Here is a 15,605-nt window from a genome sequence, read left to right on the forward strand (position 1 = left end):
CCGCTCGTGCGCCGGCTGCTAACAGGATTACCGCGCCCCATGTTTCGTCGTTTTCTGGTCCTCATGTTTGGGTTGGTCGCGCTCGGCGGCTGCGGCGACACCAAGACCGGAACCATGTTGGTCTCGCCGTCTCGATTCCTGCTGTACAATTGCAATGAACTCGCCGCACAGCAGAAAGGCACAGTGGCGCGCCTGCGCCAGCTCGAAGATCTCATTGCACGGGCGAAGCGGGACGCCGGCGGCGGTGTGGTCAGCGCCGTCGCTTACGAGCCGGAATACCAAAATGCTTTGGGAGACTTGAAGGTATTGCGCCAGCAAGCGGCGGAGAAGGATTGCACTTTGCCCGATCCCAATGCGCCGGTCGCGTCGCCGTCGCCGTCTGTTGCCGAGCCGGCCCGCCGTAAGCGCTAAGGCGTTTGCCGCACCAATGCGAGCGTCCCGTCGGCCAGCCCAAGCGCCACGGCCGAGGCGCCTTTGCCGGCATCGACACGTGCGAGATTGGTGACGGCCTTTGCCGGCAAGGCGATGCTGGCGATCTCTTGCGGCTGCGGCACGAACGAGATGAGCCGCAAGCGGCTGCGATCGAATGAAGGGATAGCAAGGTCCGCCACGCCATCGCCGTTGAAGTCGCCGACGGCGCTCATGTCGAGTGCGCGCGTGCCGGCGATGTGATTGGTGACGTCGGCAAGCGCGCCCGTTTTGACGAGCCCGCCGTCACGCCAGGTCCACACTTCCAGTTCGCCCGTGAGATGCGGGGTGCGCACCAGCGCAATGTCGATCTTGCCGTCGCCGGTGAAGTCGGCGATGCCGGCCGGATTGAGCCAGCGGTTGGGCTCGCCGATCGGCGGCGTCTCGGCGATGATGGTGTAGCGGCCGTTGCGCAGGCCGATCACGGCGAGCGCCGAACCGCGCGTAAGATAGGACTTCACGACCACGACCTCGTCATGACCGTCGCCGTCGATGTCGGCAAGGCGCGGCGACAGATCCTCGAACACCGCGTCATCCTTCAGCGAGACGATTTGCATCTTGCCGTCGCGCGTCTCGATCGTCAGGCTGCCGGCGGAGACCTTGTCGCCGAGGATGGCATGGTCGTAGCGCTGCGTCGGGCCGCGGAGCCATGCGCGCGCGATGTCGCGCGTACCGACAACAATGCGGCCGTGCGGCAAGGCGTTCTCGGGCATCTCCTGTTTCGGCTCGTCGCCGTCGTAAGCGAGGCGCGCCTGGCTGTCCTTAACGACCAGCTCATACCACAGGCCGCCGGCGTTGATCCGTGCGCTGCGGCTGGGATCGATCGCGGTGATGCGCGCCGGCGCCGGAACTTTCTGCACCTGCCAATCGGCAGCCTGCGCGCCGCTTGTGCACAGAAGAAGGAGAGCGGCGAGCAGGGCAGAGCGCATGGACGAACCTCAGAGATGAATGCGGCGCAGCCGCAAGGCATTGCCGACCACGCTGACCGACGAGAGTGCCATCGCGGCGGCTGCGATGATGGGCGACAGCAATACGCCGAAAATGGGGTAGAGCACGCCCGCGGCGACCGGAACGCCGGCCGAATTATAGATGAAGGCAAAGAACAGATTCTGCCTGATATTACTCATGACGGCAGCCGATAGCGCGCGTGCCTTGACGATGCCGGTGAGATCGCCCTTGAGCAATGTGATGCCGGCACTTTCGATCGCGACGTCGGAGCCGGTGCCCATGGCGATGCCGACCTGCGCCGCGGCGAGCGCCGGCGCGTCGTTGACGCCGTCGCCGGCCATCGCCACCACGCGGCCTTCGCGCGTGAGCTTCTCGACCACCGCGCTCTTCTGATCCGGCAGGACTTCCGCTTCCACTTCGGCGATGCCGAGGCGCTTGGCCACCGCCAGCGCGGTGGTGCGGTTGTCGCCGGTCAGCATGACGACACGGATGCCTTCGGCGGCGAGCGCCTTGAGCGCGTCGGGCGTCGTTGGCTTCACCGGATCGGCGATGGCGATGACGCCCGCCGGCTTGCCGTTGACCGCGAGGAAGATCGCGGTGGCGCCGTCTTGCCGCATCTCTTCCGCTTTGGCGGCGACCGGGGCCGTATCGATATTGAGTTCGGCGAGGAATTTGGCATTGCCGAGCGCCAGCCGCTGGCGTTCCACCATGCCGATGACGCCCTTGCCGGCGGGCGCGTCGAAGCCGCGCACCGGGGCGAGCTCGAGGTTGCGTTCGGTGGCGGCGGCGACGATGGCGGCTGCCAACGGATGCTCGCTGCCGCGCTCCACGCTGGCCGCGAGCCGCAGCACTTGGGCTTCGTCGAAACCTTCGGCCGACGCAATGGCGACGACCTTGGGCTTGCCCTCGGTGAGCGTGCCCGTCTTGTCGATCACCAAAGTATCGATCTTCTCCATGCGCTCGAGCGCTTCGGCATTCTTGATCAGCACGCCGGCCTGCGCGCCGCGGCCGACCCCGACCATGATCGACATTGGCGTCGCAAGGCCGAGAGCGCAGGGGCAGGCGATGATGAGCACGCTCACCGCGGCGACCAGACCATAGGCGAAGCGTGGCTCGGGCCCGAAACTTGCCCACGCCGCAAACGCCGCGAGCGCGACCAGGATCACGATCGGCACGAACCAGCCCGACACCTGATCGGCGAGACGTTGAATCGGCGCGCGGCTGCGCTGCGCGTTGGCGACCATCTGCACGATCTGCGACAGCAGCGTGTCGCGGCCGATCTTGTCGGCGCGCATGACGAAGCTGCCGGACTTGTTGATGGTGCCGCCGATGACGTGTGCGTCCTTCTCCTTGGTCACCGGCATGGATTCGCCTGTCACCATGGATTCATCGAGCGACGAGCGGCCTTCGAGGACGACGCCGTCCACCGGCACCTTGTCGCCGGGGCGCACGCGCAGTTTGTCCCCGACCTGCACGGAGTCGAGCGGTACTTCCTCGTCGCTGCCGTCGTCCTTCACGCGCCGCGCGGCTTTGGGTGCGAGATCGAGCAGCGCCTTGATCGCGCCCGACGTTGCCTCACGCGCGCGTAACTCGAGGACCTGACCGACCAGCACCAGCACGGTGATGACCGCCGCCGCTTCGAAGTAGACGGCTGGCACGCCCTCGTGGCCGCGAAACGCGTTCGGGAAGATGCCGGGCAGGAAGGTCGCGACGAGGCTATAGACGTATGCCACGCCGGTGCCCATGGCGATGAGCGTGAACATGTTGAGATTGCGCGTGAGCAGCGACTGCCAGCCGCGCTCGAAGAAGGGCCAGCCCGCCCACAACACGACCGGTGTCGCGAACGCGAACTGGATGTAGCTCGACAGCTTCGGATCGATCCAGTTGTGCGCGCCGACGAGATGCGCGCCCATCTCGAGAACGAATACAGGCAACGTCAGCACGAGGCCGATCCAGAACCGGCGCGTCATGTCGACCAGTTCGGGGTTGGGCCCGGTGTCGGCGGTTGGCATTTCCGGCTCGAGCGCCATGCCGCAGATCGGGCAGGAGCCCGGACCTTGTTGCCGGATCTCCGGATGCATGGGGCACGTGTAGATCGCGCCTTCGATCACCGGTTCGGGTTTGCGCTCACCGAGATACTTCTCAGGCGTCGCAACGAACTTGGTGCGGCAGCCGGCCGAGCAGAAATAATAGGGATGACCTTTGTAATCGGCGCGGTGCTTGGCGGTGTGCGGATCGACGGTCATGCCGCAGACGGGATCGATCACCCCGCCGTCGGCTGGCGCGTGTTGATGTGGATCATGGCCGTGCGCGTGACTGTGATCATGATGATGCTCGCCCGTGCTCATGGTCGCCTCGTGGATGCTCTTGCGGTGTATACCCTAGGGGGGTATATAGACCCCATGAGCAAAGACAGCAAGTCGGCCAACATCAAAAAGCTGAACCGCATCGAAGGGCAGGTGCGCGGCCTCGCGCGCATGCTCGAAGAAGAGCGCTACTGCATCGACATCGTGACGCAGATCGAGGCGGTGCGGGCGGCGCTGCGGCGCGTCGAAGAGGACGTGTTGCGCGAGCACGTCGCGCATTGCGTCGAGCACGCGATCGCCTCCGGCGACAAGGCCGATCAGCGGCGCAAGGTCGCCGAACTGATGGATGTGATGGGCCGTGTGGCAAGGTAAGGCCGCGGCGTCGGATTGCTGTCATCCCAGGTGAGCGAGCCATTAGCGCGTTTACGCGCGTCTTCGACGCGCCGTTAGCGCGGTTACGCGCGTCTTCGACGCGCTATTAGCGCGGTTACGCGCGTCTTCGACGCGCTATGCCGAGCGAGGCCCGTGACCCATACTCCGCAGTCCATCGGGAAGACACGGCCTATGGGTCCCCGCCTTCGCGGGGACGACATTGGCTCTGCTATTGTTCACGGCCCCTACAGGCGAGGAAAGAAAGCGGCGCCCCACAATCAGTCGGTGCTTACTTCGTCGACAGCCCGAGCAGACTGTAAGCGGGGCAGGTGCTGAAGATGGCGGTGAGGATCGGCACGATGCCGATCCAGCCGACCCAGCTCCACGATGTACCCGGCGCGATATAGCCGAGCGCGAAGGCGATCAAAGCGAGGCCGACGACGACACGGACGATCCGGTCCACAGTCCCAACATTCACGGGCATTGGTCCCCTCCCGTCATGATCATGACGGGAAAATAAGCTTTGGACCCATGTCGCGTTTGACGTGGATCAACGATGCCCGGATAGCCGCATCAAAATGTCCTGCAGGAGCAGCCGAGCGCGCCGCAGAACGAGGTCGTCAGCCGGCATGCCGCGCTGCACGATTACTTCAGCCGAACTTCTGTCGTGCCAGCGCGACGCCGGCGCCGAGTGCCCGGAGCTTCGCCTCCGCGATGTCGCGCCGCATCGGTGCCATGCCGCAGTTCGTGCAAGCGACAATGCGCTCTTTTGGCACGAACTGTATGACGTCGCCGATTACTTGCGCGACACGATCGGGCGTTTCCACCGCTTCGGTCGCGACGTCGATGACGCCGACCAGCACGTCTTTGCCACCGAGCAGCGACAGCAGCTTCAGCGGTACGTGCGCGTTGATGCACTCGAGCGAGACCTGCGCGATACGGCTTTTCGCGAGAGCAGGGAAGATCAGTTCGTATTGCCGCCATTCGGCGCCGAGCGCGTTCTTCCAGTCGATATTGGCCTTGATGCCGTAGCCGTAGCAGATGTGCACGGCGGTGGTGCAGGTGAGGCCCTCGATCGCCCGATGCAGGGCCTCGATACCCCAGCCGGGCACTTCGTCCATGAACACGTTGAACGCCGGCTCGTCGAACTGGATCACATCGACGCCGTCGGCCTCCAGCGCGCGGGCTTCCTCGTTCAGGAGGTCGGCGAAGGCAAAAGCCATCTTCACTTTGTCGCCGTAAAAGCTGTCGGCGATCGTGTCCGCAATGGTCATCGGCCCGGGCAGGGTCATCTTGAGCTTCTGACGCGTATGAGCGCGCGCGTGCCGCGCCTCGTTTTGATGTACGCGGCCCTTGAGGGTCAGCGCACCGCGCACCACGGGTACCATCGCTTTGTATCGGTCGGCGCGGATGCCCATCTCGACCTTGTGTGCGAAGTCGATGCCGTCGACGTATTCGAGGAAGCCGTGCACGAAATGCTGGCGTGACTGCTCGCCGTCGCAGACGATGTCGATCCCCGCGTCTTCCTGCAGCTTGATGGCGAGCAGCGTCGCGTCGAGCTTGGCGGTAGCAAGTTCGTCGCCGGCTAATTTCCACTCCGGCCAGAGCTTGTTCGGCTCGGCGAGCCACGACGGTTTCGGTAGGCTGCCGGCAATGGTCGCGGGAAACAACATGGCGCTCTCCCATCACGAATACGCACGTTGGTTCGTGCGCTAGAACCGTTCAGGCACCTTCCAACTGTAAATCCAATCATAGCGCGCCAACAGCTTATCGCCGCCGCTCGCGCGCATCACCAGATTGCGAACGAGCGCTTCCGGGCCGGTGAGGCCATAGATGCGCGCCTGTTTGGCCGACGCCTGCCGGGCGCGGGCGGTGCGGCTACGGCGGTGTTGCTCGTAGGCGCGCAGGCCTTTGATCGGCTCGTCGCGGTATTGGCTCAGGGCGCCGGCCAAAACCGCCGCGTCCTCGATGGCCATGCCGGCGCCCTGCGCGAGGAACGGCAGCATCGGATGCGCGGCGTCGCCAATCAATGTCACCAGGCCGTCGCCGCCACGGAAGGGCGTATCGCGGTCGAACAGTGCCCATTTCAACCAGCGCTCGGGAATCGCGATCAAGCGGCGCGCTTTCTCGCTCCAGGCGAAGCGCGCGAAGCGGCGCAGGATCTCGGCCGGATCGCCCGGCGCCGACCAGCCGGTTTCGCTCCAGGCGTCGTTGACGATGCCGACGATGTTGATCAGGCGCCCGCCCTTGACCGGGTAATGCACGAGATGCGCGTCCTGGCCGAGCCAGAGATGCACGAGCGGCGCGCGGAATTCCTCGGGCACGATCTCGGTCGGCACCAATGTGCGCCAGGCGGTGCGATGGCGGAAGCGCGGCGGCCTGTGACGCTTCAAGGTCTGGCCGACATTCGTCCAGATGCCGTCCGCGCCGATGAGGGCTATGCCGCGCTCGTCGAGCACCTGGCGCGCCTGGCGGCCGAGCACGCTGACGCCTTTGCTGTGCTGGGCGAAGTCCTCGACCTTGGTGCCGAGTTTGATGCTGATGTCGACGCTTGCGCGCGCCGCATCGACCAGTGCGGCCTGAAGATCGCCGCGATGCATCGTCCAGAACGGCGCGCCGTAGCGGGACGCCGCGCCGCTCAAAGGCATGCGCGTGATCTCGCGGCCGGAGCCGCCGCTCATGACGCGGATCGCCTGCGGCGCGACGGCCAAGGCGCCGAGCCGCTCGCGCAGGCCGAGCGCGAACAGGACGTTCAGGGCATTGGGCGAAAGCTGCAGGCCGGCGCCGGTCTCTTCCAGTCGCTCGGCCTGCTCCAGAACGGTGACGCGGAAACCGTGACGCGCCAATGCCAGCGCCGCGGTCAATCCGGCAATGCCGGCGCCGGCGACGATGACGTGACGTTCACCCGCCACGATCGAGTTCTCCGAAGAAAGGGATTAGGCGGCGGCGGTTTCCGGCAGCGCGCATTCGGCCGGACGGGCGGCATGCGCGTTGAGGCGGGGATCGTAGCGATACAGCGTCGAGCAATAGGGGCAGATCGCCTCGTTCTCGTCGCCCATGTCGATGAACACGTGCGGGTGATCGAACGGCGGCTTGGCGCCGACGCACATGAATTCCTTGGCGCCGATCTCGATCACCGGAACGCCGGGATTGTTATGGAAATGGGGGACAACGTGCTCCGCCATGGGGAATCCTTGCCAGTACTGCCGCGTCGGCGGCGAATTTCGGCCCGCACCATAGCGAGACGGCCTGCTTATGCCTAGCTTTGACACGGTTCGTAAACCGTGTCGGTGCGGGGGTCGGAACCCCATTGAATCTCAAGGTGTTTTTCTCCCGAGGCGCGGGGCGTGCGAGGATAAGCCGAGGGCGCGATTCCGCCATCGATTCTGTCGAGGATTGACGCCATGCGCGACGCGCTGGGGCTGGCACCGCCGGAAGTGCAGGAAAGGGCCCTCGTGCGCCGTACGCGGCTCGCGCCGGTCCTGCTTGTCGCGGCGCTGCTCGCGGCCGGCGCGGCCTACGTGGTGCCGCGCGGACTCGAGGCACAGCATTTGTTGTCGATCGAGGACGATCCGGCCGCGATCGCGAGCCAGGCGCTCGACCGGCAGTTCAATGCCGACGTGGCGGCGCGCGAAATCGACCAGGCGCTTGCGGCGAAGGATGCCGATCTCGCCAAGAGCTTCGTCGATCTCGCCGCCGCGCGGAACGTCGCGCTCGATCCGGCCTTGATCGCGAAGGTGAACGCCGCGGTCGAGGAAGAGAATTCGGTGAGCCATGCGGCGCAGAGCTTTGCCATGGGTCTCGTCACCGGCGAGCCGACCGATGTGTCGGGCCTTGCCGGGACCGCGCTCGGCGATCTGTTCGTGTTTGGCGATATCCGCGATGCCGTGCGCGAAGGCTCGCGTCTTGCTACCGGCCAGGAGGCCGATGAACTCGTGCTTGGGCTGGCGGCTGTCGGCCTGGCGATCACCGCCGGCACCTATGCGACGGGCGGCATGGCCGCGCCGGCGCGTGTCGGGCTGTCGCTCGCCAAGGTCGCGCGCAAAACCGGCAAGCTCAGCGGCGAGCTCGCCGTTTATGTCGGGCGCACCTTGCGCGGTGTCGTCGACTGGAGCGCGCTCAGGCGTGCCGCCGGCAGCTTCTCGGTGGCCGAGCCGGCGGTGGCGGTTCGTGCCGCGCGCGAAGCGGTGAAGATGGAGAAGGCCGGCGGGCTCGTGCGTCTGGCGCGCGATGTCGGCCGTGTGCAGGCCAAGGCCGGCACGCGTGCCGCGCTCGATGGGCTCAAGATCGCCGAGACGCCGCGCGAGATGAGCCGCGTCGCCAAGCTCGCCGAGAAGGAAGGCAGCAAGACGCGCGCGATCCTGAAGGTGGTCGGTCGCGGCGCGATCATGCTCACCATGGCCGCGTTCGATCTCGGCGTCTGGGTCCTCGGTGCGCTACTGACGCTTCTCGGTTTCGTGTCGTCGCTCAAGAGCGCGACCGAGCGCATGACCCTGCGCGCGCTGCGGCGGCGCAAACAGCGGCGCATGATGATGGCCCTGCGGCCCGCCGGCTCGAACGTGGGCTGAGGGGCGCGGCACAGCTGCCGCGCCACCCATGGATCGGTACCGTTCAAGCGCCGTGCGGCTTGAGGATATCCGCCAAGCCGATACGCCGCAGCAACTCGGCACGCACGCGGTCGGCGACGCCGTTGACGATCTCCGCGCCGTCGTTCGACGGATCGATGTGGACGCGGAACGGACGCTTGCCGAAAGGCGTATCGACGACCTTGACGATCGCGTCCGCCACCGCGCCAACATCGGCATCCGCTGGCTCGAGCGCCGCCAGTCCCTGCAACGCGATCTCCGGGATGTCCGCGGTGGGCCCCGTGGCGTAGATGTCAGCCCGCGCCTCGTCGGCAGGCTTGCCGGCATGCGCGAAGTGGTTGGTGCCCTTGGTGAAGGCGCCGGGCACCACGATCGAGGTCTCGATGCCCCAGCGCGCGAGTTCGCCCGCATAGCTGACCGCGAGCGCATCCATCGCCGCTTTAGCCGCGAAGTAGGGCGCGAGATAAGGTGGCGTGCCGCCGCGCGTGCTGCTCGATGACACCCACAGCACGAGACCGTGACGCTGCGCCCGCATGTGCGGCAGAGCGGCGCGGTTGACCCGCTGTGTGCTGAGCACGTTCACGTCGTAGAGCGTGGTATATTGCTCGGGCGTGAAGGCCTCGGCCGGTCCGAACACCATGTGGCCGGCATTATGAACGACGGTGTCGAGGCATCCGTTCTCGGCGACGATCTGCGCGATCGCGTCTTCGACCGAGAGCTCGGAGACGACGTCGAGTTCGATCGCTCTGAGATCGACCTTGTGTTGCGCGGCGTATGTTTGAACCGCGGCGACCTGCGGGGCATTGCGTCCCTTGGTCTCACGAATGCCCGCATAGACGGTGTGGCCGGCAGCGGCGAGCGCCCGGGCGGAGAGCGCGCCGAAGCCGCTCGACGCGCCGGTGATGACGATGACTTGCTTCATCATGCGATATCCGCGCTCAGACCATGCCGCCATTGGCGCGCAGCACCTGACCGTTGACCCAGCCGCCCTCGGGTCCGGCGAGGAACGACACGACATTGGCGATGTCCTCGGGCGTGCCGAGACGCTCCATCGGGGTCATCTTGGCCATGCGATCGATCAGCTCCGGCGACTTGCCGTCGAGAAACAGGTTGGTCGCGGTGGGGCCGGGCGCGACGGCGTTGACGGTGATGCTGCGACCGCGCATCTCGCGCGCGAGGATGAAGGTCATCACTTCGACGGCGGCCTTGGTCGCGGCATAGATGCCGTAGGTCTCCAACCGCGTGCCGACGATGCTGGTCGAGAAGTTGATTACCCGGCCGCCGTCGCGCAGCCGGCGCGCCGCTTCGCGCATGCCGTTGAACGAGCCCTTGAGATTGATCGCGATCTGCTCGTCGAACGTGGCGTCGTCGGCGTCGGCGAGCTTTCCAAGACGCATGATCCCGGCGTTGTTCACCAGCACATCGACGCCGCCGAACGCGATCTCAGCGCTGTCGAACAGCGCGCGCACGGCCGCTGGATCGCTGACGTCGGCCTTCGCCGCACGGGCGCGGCCGCCGGCGGCTTCGATTTTGCGCACCAGGGCTTCGGCCGGTGCCGCATTGTTGGAATAATTGACGATGATCGTGAAGCCGTCGCCGGCGAGCCGTTCCGCGATGGCAGCGCCGATGCCGCGCGAGGCGCCGGTAACGATGGCAACTTTGGTGGTCTCTTGGGTCATCTTCATCTCCTTCATTCCCGGCCCAACGCCGAATAAGGGAGGAGATAGACCTTTCGCCAAAGCAGATAATCAGCTAAGAATTGGCATAATAATTCGGGAATTACGAACAATCAGATGGACCATTTGGACGCCATGCGGCTGTTCGCCCGGGTCGTGGAACGGGGCAGCTTTTCCAGCGCCGCGGCCGATCTCGGGCTGCCGCGTTCGACCGCGACCGAGGCGGTGCAGCAGCTGGAGCGGCGGCTCGGGGTGCGGCTGCTGCAGCGGACCACCCGCAAGGTCAGCCCGACCTTGGAGGGCGAAGCCTATTACCGCCGCTGCCTGACCATCGTCGCCGACGTCGAAGACGCCGAGGGGGCCTTCACCGGCGCCAAGCCGCGCGGGCTGCTGCGTATCGACGTCTACGGCACGCTGGCGCGGCACTTCCTATTGCCGAGCCTGCCGCGCTTCTTCAGCGAATATCCCGATCTGCAATTGCATATCGGCGAGGGTGACCGTCTCGTCGATCTCGTGGAGGAGGGGATCGATTGCGTCGTCCGCGCCGGTGAGCCGCGCGACAGCGCCATGGTCGGCCGCCGCATCGCTCTGATGGAGGAGGTGACCTGCGCGAGCCCGGATTATCTCGCGCGCTTCGGCACGCCGCGCACGCTGGAGGATCTCGCTGGGCATCGCATGATCGGCTTCATCTCATCGACGACCAAGAAGGTGTTCCCGTTGGAGTTCACCGTCGCGGGCGCCATCCGTCACTTGACCTTGCCGATGACAGTCTCGGTCAACGCCAGCGAAACCGGTCGCGAACTCGCCCTGCTCGGCCTCGGCCTGCTGCAGATGCCGCGCTATCACATCGAGCCATATATGAAGGCAGGCACATTGGTCGAGGTGCTGCCCGAATTTCCGCCGTCACCGACGCCGATTTCGCTGCTTTATCTGCACAGCCGTCAGTTGTCGCCGCGCGTGCGCGTCTTCATCGATTGGGTGACGAAAGAATTCGCTGCAAGGCTGCCATCCGCCACCGCAAGGTGATAAGGCTCGGCCGAACCGCTATAGGAAGATCATGCCAAGTTTCCATCACGGCGATATCGAGATCGCCTATCTCGACGAAGGCGCCGGCGATCCGATCGTGCTGGTGCATGGGTTTGCTTCCACCAAGGAAACGAACTGGGTCAGCCCCGGCTGGGTATCGACATTGACGCGCGCGGGCCGCCGCGTGATCGCGCTCGACAACCGCGGTCATGGACAATCGAGCAAGCTCTACGACCCGGCGCTCTATCACACGACCTTGCTCGCCGGCGACGTGCGCGCCTTGCTCGACCATCTCGACATCGCACGCGCCGACGTCATGGGCTATTCGATGGGCGCGCGCATCACCTCGTTCCTCGCCGTGACCTATCCGATACGCGTGCGCGCGGCGATCTTGGGCGGCCTCGGCATCCGGCTGGTCGACGGCGTCGGACTGCCGACGTCGATCGCTGAAGCGTTGGAAGCGCGGTCGCTGGACGATGTGACCGATCCGGCCGGTCGCATGTTTCGCAAGTTCGCCGAACAGACCAAATCCGATCTGCGCGCGCTCGCCGCTTGCATCCGCGGTACGCGGCAGACGCTCGATCCGGACCAGGTCGCCTCCATCAATGTCCCGGTGCTGGTGGCCGCCGGTACCAAGGACGATCTGGCCGGCTCCGCGCATGAACTCGCGGCGATGATGCCGCAAGGGCGCGCCCTCGATATCCCCGATCGCGATCACATGCTGGCCGTCGGCGATAAGGTCTACAAAGAGGGCGTCCTGGACTTCCTCAACCAGCGTCCATGAGCTCTTCAGCTCGTCTTTAGGACGACATAATTCGCACCTCCTGACCTCTCAAAATCTGTGTTAAAAGGATTATGTAGGGGTCGATGAGAGGCGTCGGAGAATATTATTCTATGGCACAGTTTCAGACGCGGTCGGCCAAGGGGCTCGACAAAGTGGACCCGGTCTGGTCGCGCATTCGCAGCGAGGCCGAAGATGTGGCGCATCGCGAGCCCGAGCTCGCCGCCTTCATCTACGAGAACATCCTTCACCACGATACGCTGGAAGCGGCGGTCACGCATCGCGTCAGTCAGCGGCTCGATCATGCCGACCTTTCCGCTGAGCACATCCGCCAAGCCTATCGCGATGCGCTCGAGGATGATCCGGCGCTTGGCGAAGCTTTTCGCGTCGACATCGTTTCCGTCTTCGACCGCGATCCGGCCACCAACCGCTTCATCGAGCCGGTGCTCTATTACAAGGGCTTCCACGCCATTCAAACGCACCGCCTCGCACACTGGCTGTTGAAGAAAGGCCGCAAGGACTTCGCGCTCTATCTGCAGAGCCGTTCGTCGGTCGTCTTCCAATGCGACATCAATCCGGCGGCGCGCATCGGCCGCGGCATCTTCCTCGATCACGCGACCGGCTTCGTGGTCGGCGAGACCGCGGTGATCGAAGACGATTGCTCGATCCTGCACGACGTGACGCTCGGCGGCACGGGCAAGGAGCACGAGGACCGTCATCCCAAGATCCGCCGTGGCGTCATGATCGGCGCCGGCGCCAAGATTCTCGGCAACATCGAAGTCGGTCACTGCGCGCGCATTGCCGCCGGTTCGGTCGTCATCAAGCCGGTACCGAACAACGTCACCGTTGCCGGTGTGCCCGCGCGGGTCGTCGGCGCGGCGGGCTGCGCAGAGCCGTCGCGGACCATGGACCAGATGCTTTACGGTATGCTCGACGGCTGATACCGCCGGGCCGCCATGCTTGCGCCGGGCGGCGCGATGAGGCAAGGAGGCGCTGCCCAGAAGCGCTAAGGAGAGCGGCAAGGTGAACGTTCAAGAAGTCAGACAACTCGACGCTTATCTGAAGAAGCTGTTCGGCAACCCGAGTATCCGGGTGGTGCCGCGCGGCGGCGAGTTGGCGGAAGTCTTCGTGGGCGAGGACGAGCTGGGCGAACTGACGGCTGAGGAAGACGAGGGCGAGCGCTCTTATAACTTCCGCATGGTCATCCAGCTCGGCCAGGATCCGTCGATCCAGCCGATCCCGGCGCTCAATGCATATTTGCGCAGCCGTTTCGACAACGACCAGATCCGCGTCGTCATGCGGCCGAAGAAGACGGACTCGCTCGAGGCTTATATCGGCGAGGAATTCCTCGGCGTGCTTTTTGTGGAGAACGAGAAGGGCCGCCGCTCTTACATCTTCGAACTGCCGATCCTCGACGTCGATCTCGCGGGCGACCTGGCGTAACGCCGGCGCATCGTCTTTTTTGTTGTCGTCATCGCCGGGCTCGCCCCGGCGATTTCGTTTTCGGGGCAGGCTTGTCGTCCGCTCGCCCCCGCGAAGGCGGGGACCCCGCGCGGACTTGCGGGGAGGAGAGTGCCTGCTGGAGTCCCGCATGCGCGGGAATGAGCGGACCGAGGCTCTTACTGATTGGTCGGCGGATGCAGCCGCGCCGTGAGTTCGTCGATGCCGCGTGCGAGCGTTTTCCAATCGTTCAGCCAATCACGCGGGAAGCGGAAGACGATGTCGGCATCGCCGATGCGTCGCTCCAACAGGCAGCCGCCTGAACTGCGCACGCCCGTGAGCGAGCAGCGCGCCATGAAATGCTCCGGCTTTTCCGACTCGAAGACCAGTTCCTCGCCTTTGTAGGGCGTGTCGTCGCGGAAGCCGCGCAGCGTGAGGCCTTCGGGGCCCGGCTGCGGCTGCGCCACCATGTAACGCGGATAGATGGTCTGCACGCGTTCCATCAGCGGCAGCGTACCGTCGACGGTTTGGATGGACACGAACAGCCGTTCGTTCGGATCGACCGGCTGGCCGTCGATCGTCTTCAGCGACGGATCCGGCGGCTTCAACGACGGCCAGAGATAGGCAAGGTCGATGCGCTCCTGCATGCCGGGCTTGCGCTGCACCGCCTGACGAATGGCCGCGGGCTCGATGTTGAACTGCACGCCGGAGACGACGATCGGCAGCGTCGGTGCGTCGAGCGCGACCGGCACCTCGGGCCAGCGCGGCCACAGGACATAGCCGACGTAGACGGCCGCCATGGCGATGACGGCGATGAGGACGAGGAGCGGCGCGGCGAGGGGATTGTGGCCGCGCTGCCGGCGGCGGGCGCGAGCGCCTGTGCGATGCGCAACGTCAGCCATTCCGGTCCCCAAACAGTCGAATTCCCATGCCGCCTCAGCGGCTTCGGCACATTGACCGGCGCTGGTTAACCATCGGTTAAGGATACGCTGGCGCGGCGCATCGCTGTGCTGCACATCTCGCGGCAGTACTGCGTTGAGGCCATGTGATGACGCCCCATACCCTCCAGTCGTTTCTTGCCCTGGCCATCGGTTTCGGCGTCGCCGGTCTGTGCTGTTCCACCTACCGATTGATCACGACACGGCTGCCGAGCTTCAGCCAGCTCAATGCCGGCGCGAGCCCCAAGACCATCGCCGCCGTGCCGCTGCTGATCTTCGCGGCGCCGTTCCTCATCATGCGCAACACGCTGCTTGGCGACCGCAGCGGGCCGGGCCGCTTTCAGTTCGTGTTTCTCGCGACCTTGATCGCCGGATTCTGGAGCCTGATGTCCGGCCAGGTGCTGGTCATGGCGTTGCAGGCCTTCATCTCCGGCTGAGGCTTTTCTCGCGCGGTTCGATCGGGCAAGGTCCGCCCGTCGAACAACGAGGGCGCGATGGCCATTTACGAACTTGACGGTGCGAAGCCGGAATTTCCGGGCGAGGGCGAATACTGGATTGCCGACAGTGCGACATTGATCGGCCGCGTGCGGCTCAAACGCGAGACGAGCGTGTGGTTCGGCGCCGTGCTGCGCGGCGACAACGAATGGATCGAACTTGGCGAGCGCTCGCAGATCCAGGACAACGCGACGCTGCACACCGATCCCGGATTTCCGATGGTGATCGGGTCGAATTGCGTCATCGGCCACAACGTCATCCTGCACGGCTGCACCATCGGCGATAACAGCCTCGTCGGCATGGGCGCGATCATGCTCAACGGCGCCAAGATCGGGCAGAACTGCCTCGTCGGCGCCGGCGCGGTGGTGACCGAAGGCAAGGAGTTTCCCGACAATTCGCTCATCGTCGGCGCGCCGGCGCGCGTCGTGCGCACGCTCGACGAGAAGGCAGCGGCGATGATCCGTAGCGGCGCCGATATCTACGTGAGGCGCTCGAAGGAATACGCCAAGGGCTTGAAGCGGATCGGCTGATCGCGCGTCCTCCCAAAGGGGTGCGGCCGGCCCTTGGGG

At 65.4% G+C, this 15,605-nt stretch carries 18 protein-coding genes; 9 read left to right on the plus strand and 9 right to left on the minus strand.

All coding sequences use genetic code 11. From position 1 onward, the window contains the following. Positions 1-6 precede the first annotated feature (6 nt). Complete coding sequence (locus tag DW352_RS02320; protein WP_162826729.1) at positions 7-411, plus strand: hypothetical protein; 405 nt, start codon at positions 7-9, stop codon at positions 409-411. On the opposite strand, the gene DW352_RS02325 is transcribed toward DW352_RS02320, so the two are convergent. Both DW352_RS02325 and DW352_RS02330 read right to left on the minus strand, forming a co-directional pair. After that, a complete protein-coding gene (locus tag DW352_RS02325; protein ID WP_115688162.1) occupies positions 408-1,397 on the minus strand; it encodes an FG-GAP repeat domain-containing protein in 990 nt (329 codons plus the stop codon). The two genes, DW352_RS02320 and DW352_RS02325, sit on opposite strands and share 4 nt — an antisense overlap. Before the next feature lie 9 nt (positions 1,398-1,406). Continuing rightward, complete coding sequence (locus tag DW352_RS02330; protein WP_115688164.1) at positions 1,407-3,764, minus strand: heavy metal translocating P-type ATPase; 2,358 nt, start codon at positions 3,762-3,764, stop codon at positions 1,407-1,409. Positions 3,765-3,818: 54 nt separating this feature from the next. Here DW352_RS02330 and DW352_RS02335 point away from each other — a divergent pair, with 54 nt between their 5' ends. Next, positions 3,819-4,094: a metal-sensitive transcriptional regulator gene (locus tag DW352_RS02335; RefSeq protein ID WP_115688166.1), complete on the plus strand. Its 276-nt coding sequence runs from the start codon at positions 3,819-3,821 to the stop codon at positions 4,092-4,094. A 289-nt stretch (positions 4,095-4,383) separates the two neighbouring features. On the opposite strand, the gene DW352_RS02340 is transcribed toward DW352_RS02335, so the two are convergent. From DW352_RS02340 to DW352_RS02355, 4 genes are all read right to left on the minus strand, one after another. Next, positions 4,384-4,578, minus strand: coding sequence for a YgaP family membrane protein (locus tag DW352_RS02340; RefSeq protein WP_115688168.1), 195 nt, complete (start codon positions 4,576-4,578; stop codon positions 4,384-4,386). A 166-nt stretch (positions 4,579-4,744) separates the two neighbouring features. Continuing rightward, positions 4,745-5,767 carry a methionine synthase gene (locus tag DW352_RS02345; protein WP_115688170.1) on the minus strand — a complete coding sequence of 341 codons (1,023 nt, stop codon included), beginning with the start codon at positions 5,765-5,767 and terminating at the stop codon, positions 4,745-4,747. A gap of 39 nt (positions 5,768-5,806) precedes the next feature. Further along, positions 5,807-7,006 (minus strand): FAD-dependent oxidoreductase, encoded by a 1,200-nt coding sequence (locus tag DW352_RS02350; protein ID WP_115688172.1) that lies wholly within the window; start codon positions 7,004-7,006, stop codon positions 5,807-5,809. A 24-nt stretch (positions 7,007-7,030) separates the two neighbouring features. After that, positions 7,031-7,279 (minus strand): zinc-finger domain-containing protein, encoded by a 249-nt coding sequence (locus tag DW352_RS02355; protein WP_115688174.1) that lies wholly within the window; start codon positions 7,277-7,279, stop codon positions 7,031-7,033. A 219-nt stretch (positions 7,280-7,498) separates the two neighbouring features. Here DW352_RS02355 and DW352_RS02360 point away from each other — a divergent pair, with 219 nt between their 5' ends. Beyond that, positions 7,499-8,662, plus strand: a complete 1,164-nt coding sequence (locus DW352_RS02360) for a hypothetical protein (protein WP_115688176.1) — start codon at positions 7,499-7,501, stop codon at positions 8,660-8,662. A 43-nt stretch (positions 8,663-8,705) separates the two neighbouring features. Here the strand turns inward: DW352_RS02360 and DW352_RS02365 are convergent, their stop codons facing one another. Next, entirely contained in the window at positions 8,706-9,605 is a 900-nt protein-coding gene (locus tag DW352_RS02365; protein ID WP_115688178.1) for an SDR family NAD(P)-dependent oxidoreductase, read from the minus strand. Between the two features lie 13 nt (positions 9,606-9,618). Beyond that, positions 9,619-10,359, minus strand: coding sequence for an SDR family oxidoreductase (locus tag DW352_RS02370; RefSeq protein ID WP_115694202.1), 741 nt, complete (start codon positions 10,357-10,359; stop codon positions 9,619-9,621). Between the two features lie 114 nt (positions 10,360-10,473). On the opposite strand from DW352_RS02370, the gene DW352_RS02375 reads away from it, so the two are divergent. The 4 genes from DW352_RS02375 to DW352_RS27250 all read left to right on the plus strand — a co-directional run bounded on the left by DW352_RS02375 (position 10,474) and on the right by DW352_RS27250 (position 13,606). Beyond that, positions 10,474-11,382, plus strand: a complete 909-nt coding sequence (locus tag DW352_RS02375; protein WP_115688180.1) for a LysR family transcriptional regulator — start codon at positions 10,474-10,476, stop codon at positions 11,380-11,382. Positions 11,383-11,413: 31 nt separating this feature from the next. Continuing rightward, positions 11,414-12,166 carry an alpha/beta fold hydrolase gene (locus DW352_RS02380; protein ID WP_115688182.1) on the plus strand — a complete coding sequence of 251 codons (753 nt, stop codon included), beginning with the start codon at positions 11,414-11,416 and terminating at the stop codon, positions 12,164-12,166. Positions 12,167-12,276: 110 nt separating this feature from the next. Further along, positions 12,277-13,104, plus strand: coding sequence for a serine O-acetyltransferase (gene cysE, locus DW352_RS02385; RefSeq protein ID WP_162826730.1), 828 nt, complete (start codon positions 12,277-12,279; stop codon positions 13,102-13,104). Between the two features lie 82 nt (positions 13,105-13,186). Continuing rightward, on the plus strand, positions 13,187-13,606 hold the full coding sequence (locus DW352_RS27250) for a DUF3126 family protein (RefSeq protein WP_245434297.1): 420 nt from the start codon (positions 13,187-13,189) through the stop codon (positions 13,604-13,606). A gap of 176 nt (positions 13,607-13,782) precedes the next feature. Here DW352_RS27250 and DW352_RS02395 read toward each other — a convergent pair whose 3' ends face one another. Then, a complete protein-coding gene (locus DW352_RS02395) occupies positions 13,783-14,505 on the minus strand; it encodes a hypothetical protein (protein ID WP_115688186.1) in 723 nt (240 codons plus the stop codon). Between the two features lie 146 nt (positions 14,506-14,651). On the opposite strand from DW352_RS02395, the gene DW352_RS02400 reads away from it, so the two are divergent. Together DW352_RS02400 and DW352_RS02405 are read left to right on the plus strand one after the other, a co-directional pair. Then, positions 14,652-14,978: a DUF6949 family protein gene (locus DW352_RS02400; protein ID WP_115688188.1), complete on the plus strand. Its 327-nt coding sequence runs from the start codon at positions 14,652-14,654 to the stop codon at positions 14,976-14,978. 57 nt (positions 14,979-15,035) lie between these two features. Further along, a complete protein-coding gene (locus tag DW352_RS02405; protein WP_115688190.1) occupies positions 15,036-15,566 on the plus strand; it encodes a gamma carbonic anhydrase family protein in 531 nt (176 codons plus the stop codon). Positions 15,567-15,605: the final 39 nt, after the last annotated feature.

Source organism: Pseudolabrys taiwanensis, from assembly GCF_003367395.1.
In the GTDB taxonomy this organism is placed as follows: domain Bacteria; phylum Pseudomonadota; class Alphaproteobacteria; order Rhizobiales; family Xanthobacteraceae; genus Pseudolabrys; species Pseudolabrys taiwanensis.

Excerpts from the sequence above, each read along its gene's own strand:
- DW352_RS02365 (WP_115688178.1), bottom strand. The coding sequence starts at position 9,605 with ATGATGAAGCAAGTCATCGTCATCACCGGCGCGTCGAGCGGCTTCGGC.
- DW352_RS02400 (WP_115688188.1), top strand. The coding sequence starts at position 14,652 with ATGACGCCCCATACCCTCCAGTCGTTTCTTGCCCTGGCCATCGGTTTC.
- DW352_RS02370 (WP_115694202.1), bottom strand. The coding sequence starts at position 10,359 with ATGACCCAAGAGACCACCAAAGTTGCCATCGTTACCGGCGCCTCGCGC.
- DW352_RS02330 (WP_115688164.1), bottom strand. The coding sequence starts at position 3,764 with ATGAGCACGGGCGAGCATCATCATGATCACAGTCACGCGCACGGCCAT.
- DW352_RS02375 (WP_115688180.1), top strand. The coding sequence starts at position 10,474 with ATGGACCATTTGGACGCCATGCGGCTGTTCGCCCGGGTCGTGGAACGG.
- DW352_RS02380 (WP_115688182.1), top strand. The coding sequence starts at position 11,414 with ATGCCAAGTTTCCATCACGGCGATATCGAGATCGCCTATCTCGACGAA.
- DW352_RS02335 (WP_115688166.1), top strand. The coding sequence starts at position 3,819 with ATGAGCAAAGACAGCAAGTCGGCCAACATCAAAAAGCTGAACCGCATC.
- DW352_RS02325 (WP_115688162.1), bottom strand. The coding sequence starts at position 1,397 with ATGCGCTCTGCCCTGCTCGCCGCTCTCCTTCTTCTGTGCACAAGCGGC.
- cysE (WP_162826730.1), top strand. The coding sequence starts at position 12,277 with ATGGCACAGTTTCAGACGCGGTCGGCCAAGGGGCTCGACAAAGTGGAC.
- DW352_RS02345 (WP_115688170.1), bottom strand. The coding sequence starts at position 5,767 with ATGTTGTTTCCCGCGACCATTGCCGGCAGCCTACCGAAACCGTCGTGG.
- DW352_RS02355 (WP_115688174.1), bottom strand. The coding sequence starts at position 7,279 with ATGGCGGAGCACGTTGTCCCCCATTTCCATAACAATCCCGGCGTTCCG.
- DW352_RS02340 (WP_115688168.1), bottom strand. The coding sequence starts at position 4,578 with ATGCCCGTGAATGTTGGGACTGTGGACCGGATCGTCCGTGTCGTCGTC.
- DW352_RS02395 (WP_115688186.1), bottom strand. The coding sequence starts at position 14,505 with ATGGCTGACGTTGCGCATCGCACAGGCGCTCGCGCCCGCCGCCGGCAG.
- DW352_RS02405 (WP_115688190.1), top strand. The coding sequence starts at position 15,036 with ATGGCCATTTACGAACTTGACGGTGCGAAGCCGGAATTTCCGGGCGAG.
- DW352_RS02360 (WP_115688176.1), top strand. The coding sequence starts at position 7,499 with ATGCGCGACGCGCTGGGGCTGGCACCGCCGGAAGTGCAGGAAAGGGCC.